At 64.0% G+C, this 16,444-nt stretch carries 18 protein-coding genes; 9 read left to right on the top strand and 9 right to left on the bottom strand.

Translation table 11 applies throughout. The features are described from left to right. Nucleotides 1-5: 5 nt before the first annotated feature. Nucleotides 6-1,469: a hypothetical protein gene (locus ACQP1G_RS21110; protein WP_433207025.1), complete on the bottom strand. Its 1,464-nt coding sequence runs from the start codon at nt 1,467-1,469 to the stop codon at nt 6-8. Between the two features lie 225 nt (nt 1,470-1,694). On the opposite strand from ACQP1G_RS21110, the gene ACQP1G_RS21105 reads away from it, so the two are divergent. Genes ACQP1G_RS21105 through ACQP1G_RS21095 form a run of 3 tightly spaced genes read left to right on the top strand, consistent with a single transcriptional unit; the run spans nt 1,695 to nt 5,439 of the window. Continuing rightward, entirely contained in the window at nt 1,695-2,834 is a 1,140-nt protein-coding gene (locus ACQP1G_RS21105) for an SPL family radical SAM protein (protein WP_433207022.1), read from the top strand. Next, nucleotides 2,831-3,922 (top strand): alpha-hydroxy acid oxidase, encoded by a 1,092-nt coding sequence (locus tag ACQP1G_RS21100; protein WP_433207019.1) that lies wholly within the window; start codon nt 2,831-2,833, stop codon nt 3,920-3,922. The genes ACQP1G_RS21105 and ACQP1G_RS21100 overlap by 4 nt, the downstream gene beginning before the upstream one ends. After that, a complete protein-coding gene (locus ACQP1G_RS21095; protein ID WP_433207016.1) occupies nt 3,919-5,439 on the top strand; it encodes an aldehyde dehydrogenase family protein in 1,521 nt (506 codons plus the stop codon). Before ACQP1G_RS21100 ends, ACQP1G_RS21095 begins: the two co-directional genes overlap by 4 nt. Nucleotides 5,440-5,452: 13 nt before the next feature. Here the strand turns inward: ACQP1G_RS21095 and proS are convergent, their stop codons facing one another. From proS to ACQP1G_RS21075, 4 genes are all read right to left on the bottom strand, one after another. Continuing rightward, nucleotides 5,453-6,892, bottom strand: coding sequence for a proline--tRNA ligase (gene proS / locus ACQP1G_RS21090; protein WP_433207013.1), 1,440 nt, complete (start codon nt 6,890-6,892; stop codon nt 5,453-5,455). A 493-nt stretch (nt 6,893-7,385) separates the two neighbouring features. Then, nucleotides 7,386-7,751 carry a DUF397 domain-containing protein gene (locus ACQP1G_RS21085; RefSeq protein ID WP_433207010.1) on the bottom strand — a complete coding sequence of 122 codons (366 nt, stop codon included), beginning with the start codon at nt 7,749-7,751 and terminating at the stop codon, nt 7,386-7,388. A gap of 4 nt (nt 7,752-7,755) precedes the next feature. Continuing rightward, nucleotides 7,756-8,625: a helix-turn-helix domain-containing protein gene (locus ACQP1G_RS21080; protein ID WP_433207007.1), complete on the bottom strand. Its 870-nt coding sequence runs from the start codon at nt 8,623-8,625 to the stop codon at nt 7,756-7,758. A 114-nt stretch (nt 8,626-8,739) separates the two neighbouring features. After that, the gene (locus ACQP1G_RS21075; protein ID WP_433207004.1) at nt 8,740-9,015 is read right to left on the bottom strand and encodes a hypothetical protein; all 276 of its coding nucleotides are present in this window, start codon (nt 9,013-9,015) and stop codon (nt 8,740-8,742) included. Nucleotides 9,016-9,070: 55 nt separating this feature from the next. On the opposite strand from ACQP1G_RS21075, the gene ACQP1G_RS21070 reads away from it, so the two are divergent. From ACQP1G_RS21070 to ACQP1G_RS21055, 4 genes are all read left to right on the top strand, one after another. Continuing rightward, a complete protein-coding gene (locus tag ACQP1G_RS21070; protein ID WP_433207001.1) occupies nt 9,071-9,394 on the top strand; it encodes a hypothetical protein in 324 nt (107 codons plus the stop codon). After that, complete coding sequence (locus ACQP1G_RS21065; RefSeq protein ID WP_433206998.1) at nt 9,391-9,738, top strand: hypothetical protein; 348 nt, start codon at nt 9,391-9,393, stop codon at nt 9,736-9,738. Before ACQP1G_RS21070 ends, ACQP1G_RS21065 begins: the two co-directional genes overlap by 4 nt. 272 nt (nt 9,739-10,010) lie before the next feature. After that, nucleotides 10,011-10,493 (top strand): hypothetical protein, encoded by a 483-nt coding sequence (locus ACQP1G_RS21060; RefSeq protein WP_433206995.1) that lies wholly within the window; start codon nt 10,011-10,013, stop codon nt 10,491-10,493. Between the two features lie 424 nt (nt 10,494-10,917). Continuing rightward, nucleotides 10,918-11,214, top strand: coding sequence for a hypothetical protein (locus ACQP1G_RS21055; RefSeq protein WP_433206992.1), 297 nt, complete (start codon nt 10,918-10,920; stop codon nt 11,212-11,214). A gap of 477 nt (nt 11,215-11,691) precedes the next feature. Here ACQP1G_RS21055 and ACQP1G_RS21050 read toward each other — a convergent pair whose 3' ends face one another. Then, entirely contained in the window at nt 11,692-12,303 is a 612-nt protein-coding gene (locus ACQP1G_RS21050; protein ID WP_433206990.1) for an HD domain-containing protein, read from the bottom strand. A gap of 2 nt (nt 12,304-12,305) precedes the next feature. Beyond that, complete coding sequence (locus ACQP1G_RS21045) at nt 12,306-13,376, bottom strand: hypothetical protein (protein ID WP_433206987.1); 1,071 nt, start codon at nt 13,374-13,376, stop codon at nt 12,306-12,308. Between the two features lie 135 nt (nt 13,377-13,511). Here ACQP1G_RS21045 and folE point away from each other — a divergent pair, with 135 nt between their 5' ends. After that, nucleotides 13,512-14,141 carry a GTP cyclohydrolase I gene (gene folE, locus ACQP1G_RS21040; protein ID WP_433206984.1) on the top strand — a complete coding sequence of 210 codons (630 nt, stop codon included), beginning with the start codon at nt 13,512-13,514 and terminating at the stop codon, nt 14,139-14,141. Nucleotides 14,142-14,447: 306 nt separating this feature from the next. Further along, entirely contained in the window at nt 14,448-15,002 is a 555-nt protein-coding gene (locus tag ACQP1G_RS21035; protein ID WP_433206981.1) for an NUDIX hydrolase, read from the top strand. A 51-nt stretch (nt 15,003-15,053) separates the two neighbouring features. On the opposite strand, the gene ACQP1G_RS21030 is transcribed toward ACQP1G_RS21035, so the two are convergent. Both ACQP1G_RS21030 and ACQP1G_RS21025 read right to left on the bottom strand, forming a co-directional pair. After that, on the bottom strand, nt 15,054-15,695 hold the full coding sequence (locus tag ACQP1G_RS21030; RefSeq protein ID WP_433208691.1) for a mycothiol-dependent nitroreductase Rv2466c family protein: 642 nt from the start codon (nt 15,693-15,695) through the stop codon (nt 15,054-15,056). Between the two features lie 21 nt (nt 15,696-15,716). Beyond that, nucleotides 15,717-16,415 (bottom strand): 3'-5' exonuclease, encoded by a 699-nt coding sequence (locus ACQP1G_RS21025; RefSeq protein ID WP_433206978.1) that lies wholly within the window; start codon nt 16,413-16,415, stop codon nt 15,717-15,719. Nucleotides 16,416-16,444 lie beyond the last annotated feature (29 nt).

Below are 16,444 nucleotides of genomic sequence, written 5' to 3'. Positions count from 1 at the left end.
GCAGCCTAGCCATCTTGTCTGGTGAGGTCAGCTAGAAATCGGCATGCGCGGTCCAGGCCGACCGGGGAGAGCAGGCGGCTGCGAGGTTGGCTGAATCCGGATGTTCCGTAGTCGGCGAGTTCGGCAGCGCGCACGGTTAGCCAGGACCAGTCGAGCCCGAGGTAGTCGGCTAGTGCGTGAAGTCGCAGGGTGGGTGTGGCGGCGGCGAGGATGGAGTGGCTGCGTGCCCATCCAGCGGCATCGTTGAACTCACGCAAGATCGGGCGCTGATCAGTGACGTCGGTATGCCAGATGCGGTCGGTGTTGATCCATGTGGCGATGATCGCGCGGTGTGTGTGGTCGAGGACGAATCCTGCCGTTGCGGTGTATTCAGCTTCGGTGCAGACCGCGACATTGATGCCGAACGACTCGATCAGCGCGGCGGTGAGCAGCAGTAGCACACGTTCGGGGGCCTTTGACTCCGAGACGGCTGCAGGTGGGATACAGAACGCTCTGATCAGGGGTTTTCCGGTGGCGAACATCGTCGCGGTGCGTTGCAGGTACTGGTACTTGTGCGCGAAAAGCAGCCATGTGCTGGCTTCCTCACCGCGCTGTTCGCGAGCCCAGAACGTGGGAGTTTCGGATAGCTGGTCGGCATGGCGCAGGATGTGTCGGGCGCAGAAGTCTGAGCCGACCCACATCTGAGATACCGCCGACAACTCTTGGGCGAGGTCGGAACCGGCGAGTGAGCGCGGCTGGCTGGCAAGGGTTGTCGACCGCAGTGCCGTGGTGGCCAATTCCGCATCGTCATCGAGCAAAGCGTCATCGAGATTGGTCACCGCCCAGTAGATGGCCAGGGTGAAATCATCGATGCGGTATGCAGGCGGAACCAGCAGTGGCGCAGCACCGTTCGAGGCAGCGAGCCAGGCGCGTACGCGGCGACGGTCGAGGCCGTACACCGCGGTTCCCGCATTGGTCGCTACGGCTGCTATCACCATGCTGCGTTGAGCACGGTGCACTGTGAAATCACCCGCTGCATCTACGTTTACGGTGGCGATGATGCGGTCGCCGTCGGATTCCGCTGGCAACACAACTGCAGGAGTTGACGAGCCGGCGAAGAACCGCCCCGCTGGCGTACGGATACCCAGCACGCCGGTGTTACCTGGTAATAGCGAAAGGTGGTCGGTGCCCGGCGGCGGTGAAGCCAAGAACTGGTGCGCGACACCAGAGGTCACGTCATGTGGGATCCGGGCGGGGTGGTTGATGATCCGGAGAAATTCGGCTCGCTCGTCACCGCTGGCCCGCGACAACTCGGTGTCGAGTAGCCGCTGGGTGTGCGGGCGCAGCTGAATCGAGCGTCCACGCGATCGCCACTTGCTGACCGTTTTCGCGTCGACGCCGAGGTTGCTCGCGAATTCGCGGACCGACTGACGTGTAACGGTCTGCAGCGCGACAGCTTCGAACCCGGTCCATTCCCGACCCGCCATCATGATGTTGTCCCCTGTAGGAATTCGGTAATCCCACGCTAGTCCCACGCCCTGCCTACAGGCGGCGGTTCCGCTGGATCACCGTGATGCGGGACAGTCTGATCAGCACTTTTCCGGGGCGGGTTCAAAGACTGAAAACCGTTGATCCGCAATCGAACTCACCCCAGAGGAACAGGTGCCCATCAACAGCTCTCACTGTGATCCCCCATTGCTAGGAGGCGCATCCACATGGCCACTCAGATTCCCCGGGTGTTCGATTTCCAGACCTCCATCGAGACCCTGCGGGCCCACCACTGGCGCGTGTTCGCCGACGCCTACTCCGGCTGCGCCTTCAACTGCCAATACTGCCTGTACAAGGGGCCCGACGACTACGGCAAGCACGTGCGTGTAGCGCCGGGATCGGCCGAAGCCGATCCGAGTCTGGGCATCCTCGATGTCGGCACGAGCACCGATCCGTATCAGCCGATCGAGGCCACCGAGCGACGCACTCGCGCAATCCTGGAAGCCGCACTCGCGCAGAGGATTCCGGTGTTCCTGCTGACGCGCGGCACGATGGTGACCCGCGATATCGACGTTCTCACCGATCTGGCCCGAGAGGGTCTGGTCGAGGTATGTTTCTCGGTGATCACCCTGAATGAGGCGCTGGCGCGGCGGATCGAGGTGCGCGCCCCGTGCCCACGCGAGCGGATCGCCGCCGCTGCCGAGTTGGCCGACAAAGGGATTCCGGTGAGTTTCCATGTGGCGCCGGTGATTCCGGGTATGAATTCGGCCGCGCAGATGGACGAGCTCGGCTACGAGCTCGGTAGCTTATCGGGTCGGCACGTGTTCAACGCGGTGCTGGGCGCGCAAAAGGCTTGGTGGGGGCCATTTTACGACGTGATGGAGGCTGCGGCCGGTGACCTCGATTCGCTCGAGGCATTCCGTGCCGCCTACCCCCGTGAGCTGCAATTCGAGCGCGACAGCGCGGTCAACTGCGGTCTGGACGCGGTACTGGGGACGCTGCTGCCGTTCCGGCAGGGCGTGACCCGAGCGGGCGCGGTGTTCGTTGCCGAGAACTTCCCCCACCTGACCACCGGCGCACTCGAGGGCGGCATCTATCGGTGGAAACTGCCCACCGTCTATGACATGGCCGCGTGGGTGACCGACCAGGACCGGCCGGTGGACTGGACGGCATTCTGCGCCTGGTATCAGGGGTTCAATCCCGGACAGCGGCTGACCGACCTGGTGAGCGAGCTCTGGGACTCGGGCGAATTGTTCGTCGGCACGACCGTCACGGCCGCAGACGATTTCGCCACCTATGTCGGCGGCGACACCGTGACAGAGACCGCACATACCACTCTTGTCGCGAGGCGGGCGGCCCGGCGATGAACCCGCAACCCACTGCCCCGCCCGCACCGACCACAGACGACGATGCACTGATCAGGACACTGCCGCACCTGCACAAGCGCGCTCAGTCCGAGCTGCTGCCCGACGTGTGGGCCTACATCGACTCCGGCGCGGGTTCGGAGATCACCGTCAATGACAACGAAGACGCATTCCGAACCTGGCGGTTATTGCCGCGACAGCTGACTGGCGTTACCACGGTGGACACCACCGCGAACTTCCTCGGCCTGCGCTTGGCGGCTCCGGTGCTCACCGCCCCGATCGGCTGCGACGGACTCCTACATCCGGACGGGCAGCGCGGCATCGTCGAGGCCGCCGCCGAATGCGGCATCGCAGCAGTGGTTTCGGAGGCATCCGGCTTGGCGCTCGAGGACGTCGCCGCCGCGGCGACAGGCCCGAAGCTGATGCAGGTCCACGCCCGCGGCAATGTGGGCGAGTTCCTGGCCATGGCCGACCGCGCCCATGCCGCTGGATATTCGGCGCTGTGCGTGACGATCGACTGCCCGGTGTTGGGATGGCGCGAACGGCTTCGCCGCCTCAGCGTCACCGTGGATCCCCAACACTTCTCCGGCAACCACCCAGACGGCCGATTCGCCGCTGAACTGCTCGGTGAAACCGGATCCGCATGGACCTGGCGCACCCTTGCCGAGGTCGCGGCCCGGCTACCGCTGCCCCTGGTAGTCAAAGGTGTCCTGTCGGCCGCAGACGCCACCCATGCGCTCGAATGCGGTGCGCAGGCGGTGATTGTGTCCAATCATGGTGGTCGCCAACTCGATTCGGCACCAGCCACCCTCGACCAACTCCCAGAAGTACTCGAGGTGATCGACGGGCAGATTCAGGTCGGCATCGACGGCGGATTCCGCACCGGCACCGACGTGTTCAAAGCGCTGGCCCTCGGTGCGGACGCGGTACTGCTGGGCCGCTCTGTTGCGATGGGACTAGCTCTCGCCGGGAGGGCCGGAGTAGCGAAGGTGGTGGAGCTGTTCCTCGCCGAATTGCGCCGCACGATGCTGCTGGCTGGGTGTGCCCGAATCTCCGACATCAACGCCGACCTACTGCGGAGGCGGCCATGACCACAATCCACACCGGTCCCATCGACCGCACCGCCCAGGTGTGGCGCGGCAACCCCGATCGGCTGCGCGTCGACTGCCGCCCGCTGGTCGGCGGTGCGCGCCGCGACATGCCCGACTCCGCCACATTCGAGATACGTTCGCCGATCACCGACACTGTGATCACCCTCGCCCCAGAGTGCGATGACCGCGACGTCGATGACGCGGTGCGGGCGGCTCGTGCCGAATTCGATCATGGCGACTGGCCCCGGACACCGCCCGCCGAACGCTCGGCCGCGCTCACTCGGTGGGCCGAGGCAATCCAAGCCCACGCTGACGAGCTGGCGGTGCTGATCTGCTGGGAAACAGGCAAACCGGTACGGGACTGCCTCGAAATCGACGTAACCGGGGTAGCAGGAGCCATCTGCTGGTATGCCGCAGCGATCGGCAAACACGCTGGCGCGCACCCCGATACCGGAACACGGTCGCTGGCGTTCGTCGCTCGCGAGCCCGCCGGAGTCATCGCGGCGATCACACCGTGGAATTTCCCGCTCGCCCAGCTCGGCTACGAGGTCGCACCCGCACTGTCACTGGGCAACACCGTGGTGATCAAGCCCTCCGAGCACGCCCCGCTGGCGATGCTTCGCTGCGCCGAACTGGCCCACACTGCAGGGATTCCCGGCGCAGCACTGGCTGTCTTACCCGGTGGGGGCCGAGCCGGTGCCGCGCTGGGTCTGCATCCGGGCATCGACGTGGTAAGTGTGACTGGTTCTCCGGCGGCTGGGCGCGCATTCCTGACTTACAGCGCCAGCAGCAACGCCAAACGGGTGTGGCCCGAGGTCGGTGGAAAGTCGACCGCAATCATTTGTGCCGACGCCCCCGATCTGGACATGGTGGCTCGAAACCTGGTGTGGGGCGCCTACTTCAACCAGGGGCAAATGTGCACCGGTGTCAGTCGCGTCCTCGTCGAACGCGCCATCGCCACCGACCTCGTCGCCGCGCTAAGTAAGGCCATCGACGGCCTGGTGCTTGGCGACCCGATGAACTGGGACACCGATATCGGGCCGATGATCACCGCCGCGGCGGCACGCACCGTCACCGACCTCATCGACACCGCCGTGGATGGGGGCGCGACGATCCTGCGCGGCGGACCAGTCCGGTCCGCGCCAACCAGCGGGGCGTATGTCGCGCCGACATTGCTCACCGGGGCCGCACCCCATGCCCGCATCCTCACCGAAGAGGTCTTCGGACCGGTCGCGACCGTGCTGGAAGTCGAGGGCCCCGACCACGCCGCCGAGCTCGCTTCCGGGTTCGAAACCGGTATCGCGGCTTCGATCTGGACCCGCGACCTCGATACCGCCGTAGGACTGGCCAAACGGCTGCATGTGGGCACGGTGTGGGTCAACGGGTTCGAGACCGACGACCTGACGGTACCAGCCGGTGGCCGGGGTCCATCCGGGTATGGACGATCGAAAAGCCTTGCCGTGCTGGAGAAATACTCCGACCTGAAGACCACGTGGATCACCCTGAAATCAGGGTGATCCACGTGGCATTTCAGTAGGCGCGGGAGAAGATCACCCGCTTGCCGTAGATTGCCGGTGAGCCACAACGCACGCACCGTCCCGTCTCCGGCGGTCCATCCAGTGGCACGCATCGCGGCGTCGCCGAGGTCACCGCTTTGATGTCGTCCTCACAAGCCGGTTGCCCGCAATGCAGCGCTCGCACCCATCCCGTTGCAACAGCGGTCTCGAACGCATCCCAGTCCTCGACATCGGCGGTGTGGGTGTCGCGGAAATCGGCTGCCCGAGCCAGCAGGAACGCCTGGAACTCCTCAAGGATGCTCGGCATGAGTTGCGGCAACGTATCCAACTGCACCGACTGCTTACCGTGATCACCCAGACGGCGCACCAGCACCGCGGTCCCGGCCGCGAGATCACGCGGCCCCAACTCAACCCGGACCGGGACACCCTTGAGCTCCCAATCGTTGAATTTGAATCCCGGACTGAGCTGATCGCGATCATCGACATGCACCCGCACACCCGCACCGCGCAAGCCCTCAGCCAGCGCTTGAGCAGCCGCCACCACATCCGCGCCATCGCCGCGGGTGATCGGCACGATCACCACCTGATACGGAGCCACCCGAGGCGGCAGCACCAGACCCCGATCATCACCGTGAGTCAACACGATACCGCCGAGCATTCGGGTACTCATCCCCCACGACGTGGTGTGGCACAACTCCTCTCGCCCATCGGCGCTGGCGTAGCGGATACCAAACGCTGTCGCGAAATTCGTGCCCATGAAGTGCGATGTACCGGCCTGCAGCGCCTTGCCGTCACGCATCATCGACTCGATCGTCACCGTCGACACCGCGCCCGCGAACCGCTCACCAGCGGTCTTCTCACCTGGCACCACCGGCATCGCCGCGTACTCACGCGCCACCTCCTGGTAGATGCCCAACGCGAGCATCATCTCCTCACGCGCCTGCCGCTCATCAGCATGCGCGGTGTGGCCTTCCTGCCACAAAAACTCGGTGGTGCGCAAGAACATTCGCGGCCTCATCTCCCACCGGACCACATTCGCCCACTGATTCAGCAACATCGGCAGATCCCGATGCGAAGAGATCCACTTCGCCATCATTTCCCCGATGATGGTTTCCGACGTCGGCCGCACCACCAACGGTTCTTCGAGCTCCTTACCGCCCGCGTGAGTCACCACCGCCAGCTCAGGGGCGAAACCATCGACATGATCGGCCTCGCGCTCGAGGTAACTCTGCGGAATCAACAACGGAAAGTACGCATTCTCATGCCCCGTCGCCTTGATCCGCGCATCCAGCTCGGCTTGCAGCAACTCCCACACTCGATAGCCATACGGTCGGATAACCATCGTGCCCTTGGCCGGACCCCGATCGACGAGGCCAGCCTTCACAACCAGCTCGTTGTACCAAGAAGCGAAATCCTCACTCTGGGCGGTCACACCGCGCTCATCGCGTGCCATGCCACCAGGCTAATGCCCCCGCAAAGGGTGCGGTGACCTACCTCACTTGCATCCAGCGGCAACCATTCCCCGCGCGTGCGGGGAGCACACAGAGAATTTCTCGCCGCTTGCCCTTTTCCGGCGCTGTCTGCCGCCAGAAGCCTTCAGGATGGCAGGCGACATAAAGCTGCGTTTGGTCTCACCGCAGCGAGGCAGGGCGGTGTCGTGTGACATCGGCACCCACCCGCTGAAAGCTATGTCCTGCCAGCCGAATTCGATTGGCAGAACGCCGGTGTTGCCGTCGGGCGTCGCTCCGCTGCGCGACCCCTACACAGGCTTTTCGCCGCCGCTGAACGTGGAGTTGAAGAAGTCTGTGCTGACAGCACTCATCCCCATCTGGCGTGCGATTGGTTTGATCGTCCAATCCTACTGGTCGACAATGGAATTCGATATCAGAACGGCCTCGCTCCAGAACCTGGAGCGAGGCCGTTTGCTGTACCTCAGGTGTGCTGAGTCAGGGCTTGTCGAACTCGCCGTCCGCGACGCCCTTGGTCCACGCGTCCATTTCGTCGATATCGAACTCGAACCTGACCGGTTGGTCGTGAGCGTCGATTCCCCGGAAGGCCGCTGTGCCATCGGCGTGCAGTTCGATGGCAATCGCGCCCTGAACCTCGCCTGAGGAGGAGCTGAGTGCCAAGTCCCGGACGGCGGGCCAATGCGAATCCGCGAAGACGATCGTGGGCTGCTCCGCTGGGATGTCGACGCAGTCGGCGTCCTGTTTGCTGTCCTGGATGAGCACGAGGTTGCCTTCGCGGCCGACCGCGACACAGGTCTGCTCTCCACCGCTGTATGAACTGATTTTCCTCTTGACTGTGCTCACCTATTCACCCTATCTGACGTGCGCTTTGATCGATCAGGTGCAAGGACTCCTCGCGCCCCAGGGCAATCGCCTGCACCTGTTTGTACTTGTAGGCAAGTTTGTTTACGTACTCGGGTTCTTCGATGATCTCACCCCAGATCGCACCCTCGACCCAGCCCAGAGTCGGAAGTCGCCCGGATTCGAAGTCGAGAAGGTGGTAGGTCGCGGAGTTGAGACTCGCCACTGCTCCTCCAGCCTTGAACGGGACAATACGAAGGTCCAGCCGGTCGGGGTGCGCTTCCGCCAAGTCGTGTAGGTGGCGCAGTTGCTCGCGATGGATCTCGGGTCCACCGACTTCGTGCATCAGTACCGCCTGCCCCATCACCACCGACAGCATGTCGATTGGATCAGGGCCGGTGAGTAGGTGTCCTCGTGAAGTACGAACTTCGACGCGCTGCTCGAGCTCGGTTGGCAGGCTGATCGTGACTGTCGAACTGATCAGGTCTCTGGCGTATTCCTCGGTCTGTAGCAGGCCGGGCACAACGTTGGGTTCGAAGGTTCGGATGCTCTGCGCTCCGGCCTCCAAGCCGTAGAACCGCATGAGGTTGTCGTCGAACAGGCCCGAGTACTTGGCGTACGGGCGTGGTTCCTTGGCGATTTCGCGCAGTTCGAACATCTCGGTGCGCTCGACCTTGTCGAACTCCAAGAGATTGATCAGGATTTCCAGCTTGTCCTCCGCGAGAACGCCCTTGCCGTTCATCAGCAGCGAGACGTACTGCGGAGTGAATCCCAGCGCTCCCGCGAGCTTCTTCGCGGTGACGCCTCGGAGTGCGGCGCGGTCACGGATGCGCTTGATCAGATCCCAGTTGGCGACCGTGGGAGATGTCGTTGGCATCCCGTTCCTTCCCTTCATGGGCCGTCCTCACCGTACAGCACAGATTCCTCCAGATTCGCGTTCCATATGTATTGGATACTTGAATCAAGTATCGTATTCTCATCGTACGCAACATCACTGTTCAAACCTTGCTTCGGCGATTGCTGAAGGGATAGAGGAACGATGGCTGTACAGGTAGTCGGTCAGTCGTTGATGACCAGCGATCAGACCGAGCATCAAGCCAAGAGCGTCGGGGACGGCAAGTGGGTGGTGTCGTTCCTGCCCGGCCGGACGCTCAGGTGCGACCAGGCCGTCGCGGCTATACAAGCTGCCGAGGCGGTGGCGCTTCTGAATGCGGCGGCTGACCTCGTCGAGCTCACCACTCTCGAAACCGTTGGTCTTGCTCTCCAAGAATCGCCCTGGGAGAACTCTTCACCGAAGCCTCCTCGCGACAGGTGGCGCTGGCTTGGTCGATGCTTCGGCAGCGCCCAGCCGGACCGGCGGTGAGGGCAGCCTCATGGCACTCGCTGAATCAGAAGCTCGTGTTCTTGCGGTCCTGGCAGAACTGCCCAGACGGGCGACGACATACGACGAAATCGCCGCCACCTTGGAGGTGGCCTATAAGGCCGTCGCGCGAGTCACGCCCGGACTGGTCAACGCAGGTTTCGTAAAACGACTGGGCGGAGCGAAGCCTTTCCTTCACCGGATCACCGCCGCAGGTCAAAAGGTAATCGCGCAACCGGCCTACCGCGAGGTCTGCCAACAGGTATCGAGCAAGGCGAAGCCATGAAGGCGCGAACAATCGCGATCGGATACCTGCGCCGCGACATCTCCGGCGACTCTCAACCGTGGGACGAGATCCAGATACGCACTCGCGCAAAGGGTCTTGGTGCCAATCTCGCCAAAACCATTGTCTTCAGCCTCTACACGGACTGCCGGATTCAACGCCTGATCGATGCCATGAACGCAGCCGGTGCAACCTGCGTCATCTGCCCCGGTGTCGAACATCTCGACGGCCACGAAGCGGAGCTGGAAGCCGCTGGATACACCGTGGTCGCCCTACCCCCCAAGCGGTCGGGGCCTCAAGCGGCTCTCGCGGCGCGGCTGAATCCGGCGCGATCCGCAACGGCCTGACGGCAATTCGAATTCTTCCCGCATCAGCTAGGGAGTCAGCAGCGACGACATCGGAATGGAGGTGACCCATGTTCACGCAATCTCACGAGCCATGACCCAACACCGCGTCCCACGATCTGTGGAACGTCCCGGCGAACGACGACGACGGCCAGGACTCACGGTTGCAGATCGCGGGAGCAGGCGCGGCGACTCCTGCCGGTCGCCTGGCCCGCCTCGACGCGAAACAAGCACCTCTGCAACACCTTTAAAGATCTATCCAGTTGAGGAATGTCATGGGCACAATCACGACCCCGGCGCTCGATGTATGGGCACGACGCCACATTTATGAGTATTGGTTCGGACTGAACAGTCGCGTCGACCCCGATGACGGGATCATCATGCTGCCGGTCGGTTACGGCGCAGATACCGAAGCGCTGTCCACAAATCCCGAACTCGGCGCGCGACTGCGCCGCACCCTCCCCGATCGGTTTAGCGCCCCGATCATCGCCAGCACGATCGCCGATCCGATCACCAGGATCGATTCCAGACGATGGCTGTTCCTGGCGGATGGCAAGACTTCGCCGAGGGATGCAGCCGACTGGTTGGCGGCCGATCCGGTCGCCGCCGAACTCGATGTCAGAGCGTGTCGCGGGCAGATCGCTCTGCCGACACCGGGGCTCCGTACATCGGTGTGGATGGCACTGCCCTCACCGACCGGGCTGCCGCCGTTCACACGCCTGGCTGCTTATGCACGCGATATCGCGCGACACAGATGAGGGAGTCACCGCGATGCTGCCCCTGTGGCTTCAGCTCCTTATCACAGGCTCGATGGTCGGGCTGTGGATGAGTTGCTTCCTTCTCGGGTGCCGCCGGATGGAACAACGAGCCGACCAGGTCTACCCACCCGCAACGCCGCATCGAACCCTCCCCGCGGATCGACACCGGCAGGCGGCACATCGCTCGCGATCAAGCCCCGGACGTGTTCGTCCACTACACGGCGATAACGCCGAACCGCAAGACTGCCGCTGGGAGGCGGTATCTGTGCCGCCACAAACGTGTCAAATTCACGATCGGCGAGGGACGAAACGGCCGCGTCGAGGCCAAAGACATGCGACTGCTCACGTGAACACGCCAGACCAACAAGGCAAGGCTACAGCGACGCAGCTCGCGGCCTTTCTACGATAGAAGGATTGAAACTCCATGTCCTACAAGCGTTTCGTCGGCAAATACACAAACGCTCAAGTCGACACGCTCAAGGCTCTGGCCCATGCCGATGAAAGCCGAACGACACGACAGATCGCCCAAGTGATGGGCAAGCCGTCCATCGGCGGCGTGACCCGAACCCTGAACTGGCTCAAAGACAACGCGCTGGTGCGCGGAGACCTGTCACCCGGCGACAACGATTCCCCGCCCGCGTGGATGTGGACCCTCACCGACGAAGGCCGGGGTGTGCACCGGGAGTTGACCGATGTCGCAGCGCGCGGGAAAGCCTCATGACCGGTCATCAGATCTCCGTTGCCCCGCGGCCGCTGTGCGATCACGTGGAAGTGGAGCTGGCACACGCGTTGTGCCAGCGGCATCGCTGCTGCCGGATCGATCACTGCGTATGGAAAGCGGCTGCTCATCACACACTTGTCCTGGCCGGTCGGCTGGTCCCGCAATCGATGAACCCACATGAACGCGCCGCCGCCAGAGGTATCGACTACCCAGCCGGACCGGAAACCGACACACAATGGCCCAGCAGCCCCGTACCTGAAACATTACGTGAGGTCTTGGACAAGCTTGAATCCCTTGCACACGACACAGACGTTCCGCTTCTGCGCTAGAGTAGCAACGGCCACACGAACAAACATCCGCACCACAGCTGGCCTGGCCGTGGTGAGCGGGCCACGGACCGCCGACCGGACCAGGGTGATTGTGTCCATCGTGGCCACCGCGTCATACAACGGCGTCGAAGCGCCGAATCGTCCCCTGTTACATGCGGCCGATTCGACCGATGGTGGCAGAAAATTCCAGCCACCAGGTGGCGGGGTCTGTGTCGAGTGCTGCTTGGCCGAGCGCCTTGCCGGTCGGGGTGAGCAGGGCATCGAGCATCGTGTCTTTGAACACCTGCATATTCCTGTTGCCTGCGGCTTCGTATTCGCATGCTTGGAGAAGGCATTCGAGTTTGTCGGCATCGTGGGAGCAGCGGGCTTCCAGCGTCGCGTCGGGCCCCTTGCACGACTCGTGTTCGTCGACGAGTTCACGAATTCTGGTCGCGATGTTGTCCGGCAAGCATTTGGTCTGGTCGTGGATGACATCGCGTGGATCGGCGGTTTTGACGTATCGGCGGGTGACGGCGTTTTTGTCGCCGAGTCGTGTTTCGGGGAGGTCATGGAACGCGCCGAGGGTGGCGGCACGGTCAGGGTTGGGTGAGCCTTCCAGGATCGCGATGATGTAGGCCAGTACCGCGGTGCGATGGCTGTGCTCGGCTACCGATTCCGGGTTGGGGACCAGGGCATTCTCCCAGCCGTCACGGGCCAGCCTCTTCAGGCGCCCTGTCTCGTAGGCGAATGTAGCGATGCACCGCAACTCTTTGTCCGACATCGTCATTCGCTCCTCACAAGGTAGAACACCTGGTCTAAACACCGCCGCGCGTTCGGACCGAGTCCTTCGCTAGTCAGTGCGGTCTCGACGGTAGACGATATTCGAGTGCGCCACCGTGGATCAGTAGCCAGCCGGCGCCGGGTCGCCAGCAGGGCAGTCAATGTGTGGATACACAACTCCCGGTAGGGCGCATGCACGATGCCGTCGAGGAGACCGGCGAGCAGGCGGTCACCGGACCAGGTATCGGTGCTGGCGAGGAACATCGCGGTGTCCCGGTCCCAGGTACCTGCGATGTCACCGGCCCAATATGCCCAATAGGTGAGGTTTATCAGGGCGTTGCGGTCTTCGATGCCGCCCGCGGCGATGAACCGTTCCAACGGCTCGGTGTCGCCCACGGCGGCCGCGCTCACCGCCGCTGAGCGGGTCAGCGCCCACTCTGGGGACCATTGCCGCAGCTCACTGTTCGGCCGTCGCATCGTTCGCCGGACCTGGTCGGCGATCCAGTCTTGCGAGACTTCGTGCCGGGCAACGAGATACATGGTCTGGCGGCGCAGTTGGGCAGCGGTCGCGCCGCCGGGTCGCGCGGAGTCGGCTACCTCGCGCAGGGCGTCCACAACCTGATCGCGGGCACCGCCCGGGATATGCAAGACTGCGGAGGTTTCACGCAATTCGCGTGGTAGCCGTCCGGTGAGCGCCCAGGAGATCAGGTCACTGGTAACGCGATTCGGGACGGTCAACGCCAGCGGGTGGTGCTCGGGGTCGCTGGTGTCGAAGGCACCGAGCAGATCATCAACGGCCAACGCTGTGTCCCACAACGACATCAGCTCGACGGATGCGCCGAGCCCGACGAGGGTGCGCTTGACCGCCCCCAGTCGCGAGAAGGACAGGTGGATCAGGGGTTTGGTGCCCAGTTCCCAGCTTTGAACGGTCTTTTCCGCCACCTCGAACCGTTGAGCGAGCTGTAACTGGCTGTGGCCGATGGAGCGGCGGATCGTGGCCAGCAGCGCCCCGGCCACCCGTCCGGACAGCGCACTCCTGCCGGCAGTAGGTGATCTACTCGCCGAGCCCGGCATGTCGCGCTCCTTGTACCCCGAAAGACCTACTCGCAGTGAGTTCTTCGGCCCGCTCCGAGTTCCTACGGTGGAACGGACGCTGCACCTTCATCTCATCACGTGCGTTGTGCCGTGTGCTGCTGTTTAGGAGATCAGATGCTCAACCACCTCGCATCCGCACCCGTGGTCGACCTCGCCGGGGCCGGCGCGTCACGACGGCGAATAGCGGTCGCCGAACCTGCCGAACGCGATCTCGGTGCCGCTGCTGTCGCCGCCGCAGCGATGCTTTCCGCTCTGGGAGTGGATGTGTCGGCAGAGTCGTTGCGCCAGACCCCGTTACGGATGGCGCAGGCATTCCACGAGATGCTCAGCGCCCGCGAATTCGACCTCACGGTGTTCCCGAATGAGGGGTATCAGCAGTTGGTGTTGACCCGCGACATCGCGTTCCGGTCGTTGTGCGAGCATCATTTTCTGCCGTTCTTCGGTGTCGCGCACGTGGGATACCTGCCGGGCGATCACCTCGTTGGCCTGTCGAAGCTCGCGCGGGTGGTGGAGATGTTCGCCGGGCGCGCGCAAACCCAGGAGCGGATGACCGAGCAGATCGCGGGGTGGCTGCACGAGCAGCTCGACGCCCGCGGGGTCGGAGTGGTGATTCGTGCCGAACACCTGTGCATGACGATGCGCGGTGCGCAGTCTCCCGGCGCGACGACGGTGACCTCGGCGTGGCGCGGTCTGCTGCTCGACGAGCCGAGCCGCCGCGAGGAATTCCACAGCGCCGTCCGATGAGGATACAGCCGAAAGCTGGCAGGACGGGCAATTCACGGGACTTGCGTTCCCCCAATGGATTTCGCTGACTGTGCCGCAGCGCCGTCCCGGCACGGGCGAGCGGCCAGCCCGGAACGCATCCGTTCGCAGACCTACCGCTCGGTGCCCGGCGTGGTGTCCGCACGCCGCCGGAGCCGGGCTTGTAGAGTACGGACGACCTTGTACGCCATGCGCTTTCCATGGAGCTGACTGTGTCGCGTCTCATCGTTCACATCCGGGCAGGAAGTCCCGAAGGAGAATTCTTTCCGGCTGTGATGGGGGTGCGCCGTGGCGATCAGTGACTCGGACATCTCGGATGCGATCGCGGCCTATCTCGAGGTTTATCCAGACGAGGCTGCGGCCCTGGCCGAGCCGATGGATCTGTTGCGGCGGGGAGAGAATCTCGCTTGGCGCCGGACATTCCCGATGCATGCGACCGCGGGGGCATTGCTGGTCCGCGATGGCGAGATATTGTTGGTGGAGCACCGTGCGTATGGCATGACGCTTCAGCCCGGCGGGCACCTCGAGCCGGAGTCCGACGCGTCGCTGATCGACGCCGCGGTGCGTGAGCTGGCCGAGGAGACCGGCTTGGACCCCGGCCACGTGGTCCTGGCGTCGTCGATCCCGAGTTACGTTGAGTTCGGCCGGGTTCCGGCTCGACCGGCGAAAGACGAGCCACCGCACTATCACCTCGACTTCGGGTTCAGCTTCACCACGACGCAGGCGGATATTGGGGACCTCCAGGCATCGGAGGTGACCGGTGCCGCGTGGTATCCGCTCGCGGAGGCCGAACGTCTTGTCGGGCCCCGCATCGCGCGAGCGATCAGCACCCCGGCCCGCTGACCGCGCTCTTTCGGACGCTGCGGGCCGGTCGATGCTGCAGGATGCTCGCAGTTATTCGAAGGAGGGTTTGCGGTCCCGGCTGCGTTTGAGTTCGAAGAAGCCGTCGGTGCTCGCGATCATGACCAGGCCGTCCCAGAGCTGCCCGGCGGCTTCGCCGCGAGGAGCGGGGGTGATCACCGGGCCGAACAGCGTTGTGCCGCTGATGCGGAGAACGGGTGTCCCGACATCGAGGCCGACCTGGTCGAATGCGTCGTGGTGCGAGTTCTTGATGAGCTGATCGAACTCTGTGCTGGTCGCGGCTGATGCCAGCGAGGCGGGCAAGCCTGCCTCGTGCAGGGCTTCGGTGATGACGGTGGGGTCATCGCGGCGGCGCTGGTTGTGCAGGCGGGTGCCGATGGCGGTGTACAGCGGCCCCAGGACACCGCGGCCCCGGTGCGCGGCGGCGGCTGCGCAGACCCGCACCGGCCCCCACGCTTTGGTCATCAGCTCACGGTAGTCGTCGCTGAGCCCTTGGCCTTCGCGCTGGACGAGGTTGAGATAAGCCAGTGACATGATCCGCCAGTCGGCGCGTACCGGGCGCACCTGCTGGACTTCCAGGAGCCAGCGCGAGGTGATCCACGCCCACGGGCATAGCGGATCGAACCAGAACGGGACCTCCTGGCGGTCCTGGTGCCCGGGTTGTTCCTCGATCATCACCACGAGTTCCGTTCCCTCTCAGCTCGGGTCCGCAAGGGCTTGTTCTTGCGGGAAGTCCTCGATGTCGAACAGTCCGCTTTGGACGGGGATGTTGCATTTGGCTGTGCGGCCCGCGATTTTCACCAGACCCGCGAGACCGCTGAGCTGGGGGCTCTTGGCGGCGGCGTGCACGAGTCGGGCGAATACCTGTGCGGTGACCTCGACATCGGCGGCGGCCCGGTGACGGTCGGCGGGCATCGGGACAGCGAAATGTTCCAGCAGGGTGTCGAGCTTGTAGTTGCGCAGACCGGGAACGATCGTTTTGGCGAACGGGATAGTGTCGAGCAGGTCGACGCGGGCCAGCGCTGGGCAGTGTTCACGCTGGTTGTAGATGAGGTTGGCCTCGGTCGCGGCGTGCTGAGCCACCAACAGGTACGGGGTGTCCGCGGTGAATCGTCGATCCAAGGCGCCCAGCGCCTCGGCGGGGCTGGGCGCGTGATGCACCTGCTCGGGGGTCAGTCCGGTTTGGGCTGTCACGGCCGGGGTCACCGGGGCGAATTCGGGCGGGCGGATGAGCGATTCGTACTTGCCGACCGTGGCCCACGCGCCGCGCTGATAGCGCAGCGCGAGCGCAGCGACTTCTATGGGCTGGGCCGGGTAGCCCGTGGGGGTCGTGGCCTCGAAGTCGATGACCACGAACGTTGTCGCCGCGAAGGCGGGGTCTTCGGTCAAGCCCATGTATCCACCGTTCTCGTAGGTTTGGTGGC

The organism is Nocardia sp. CA-107356 (genome assembly GCF_050946365.1).
Classification (GTDB): domain Bacteria; phylum Actinomycetota; class Actinomycetes; order Mycobacteriales; family Mycobacteriaceae; genus Nocardia.
This window is presented reverse-complemented; position numbering and strand designations above follow the sequence as displayed.

Bases quoted from the DNA above. Each gene is read 5' to 3' on its own strand.
- folE (WP_433206984.1), top strand. From the start codon at position 13,512: ATGCTCAACCACCTCGCATCCGCACCCGTGGTCGACCTCGCCGGGGCC.
- ACQP1G_RS21050 (WP_433206990.1), bottom strand. From the start codon at position 12,303: ATGTCGGACAAAGAGTTGCGGTGCATCGCTACATTCGCCTACGAGACA.
- ACQP1G_RS21110 (WP_433207025.1), bottom strand. From the start codon at position 1,469: ATGATGGCGGGTCGGGAATGGACCGGGTTCGAAGCTGTCGCGCTGCAG.
- ACQP1G_RS21080 (WP_433207007.1), bottom strand. From the start codon at position 8,625: ATGCCAACGACATCTCCCACGGTCGCCAACTGGGATCTGATCAAGCGC.
- ACQP1G_RS21025 (WP_433206978.1), bottom strand. From the start codon at position 16,415: ATGGGCTTGACCGAAGACCCCGCCTTCGCGGCGACAACGTTCGTGGTC.
- ACQP1G_RS21095 (WP_433207016.1), top strand. From the start codon at position 3,919: ATGACCACAATCCACACCGGTCCCATCGACCGCACCGCCCAGGTGTGG.
- proS (WP_433207013.1), bottom strand. From the start codon at position 6,892: ATGGCACGCGATGAGCGCGGTGTGACCGCCCAGAGTGAGGATTTCGCT.
- ACQP1G_RS21065 (WP_433206998.1), top strand. From the start codon at position 9,391: ATGAAGGCGCGAACAATCGCGATCGGATACCTGCGCCGCGACATCTCC.
- ACQP1G_RS21100 (WP_433207019.1), top strand. From the start codon at position 2,831: ATGAACCCGCAACCCACTGCCCCGCCCGCACCGACCACAGACGACGAT.
- ACQP1G_RS21055 (WP_433206992.1), top strand. From the start codon at position 10,918: ATGTCCTACAAGCGTTTCGTCGGCAAATACACAAACGCTCAAGTCGAC.
- ACQP1G_RS21060 (WP_433206995.1), top strand. From the start codon at position 10,011: ATGGGCACAATCACGACCCCGGCGCTCGATGTATGGGCACGACGCCAC.
- ACQP1G_RS21045 (WP_433206987.1), bottom strand. From the start codon at position 13,376: ATGCCGGGCTCGGCGAGTAGATCACCTACTGCCGGCAGGAGTGCGCTG.
- ACQP1G_RS21030 (WP_433208691.1), bottom strand. From the start codon at position 15,695: ATGATCGAGGAACAACCCGGGCACCAGGACCGCCAGGAGGTCCCGTTC.
- ACQP1G_RS21105 (WP_433207022.1), top strand. From the start codon at position 1,695: ATGGCCACTCAGATTCCCCGGGTGTTCGATTTCCAGACCTCCATCGAG.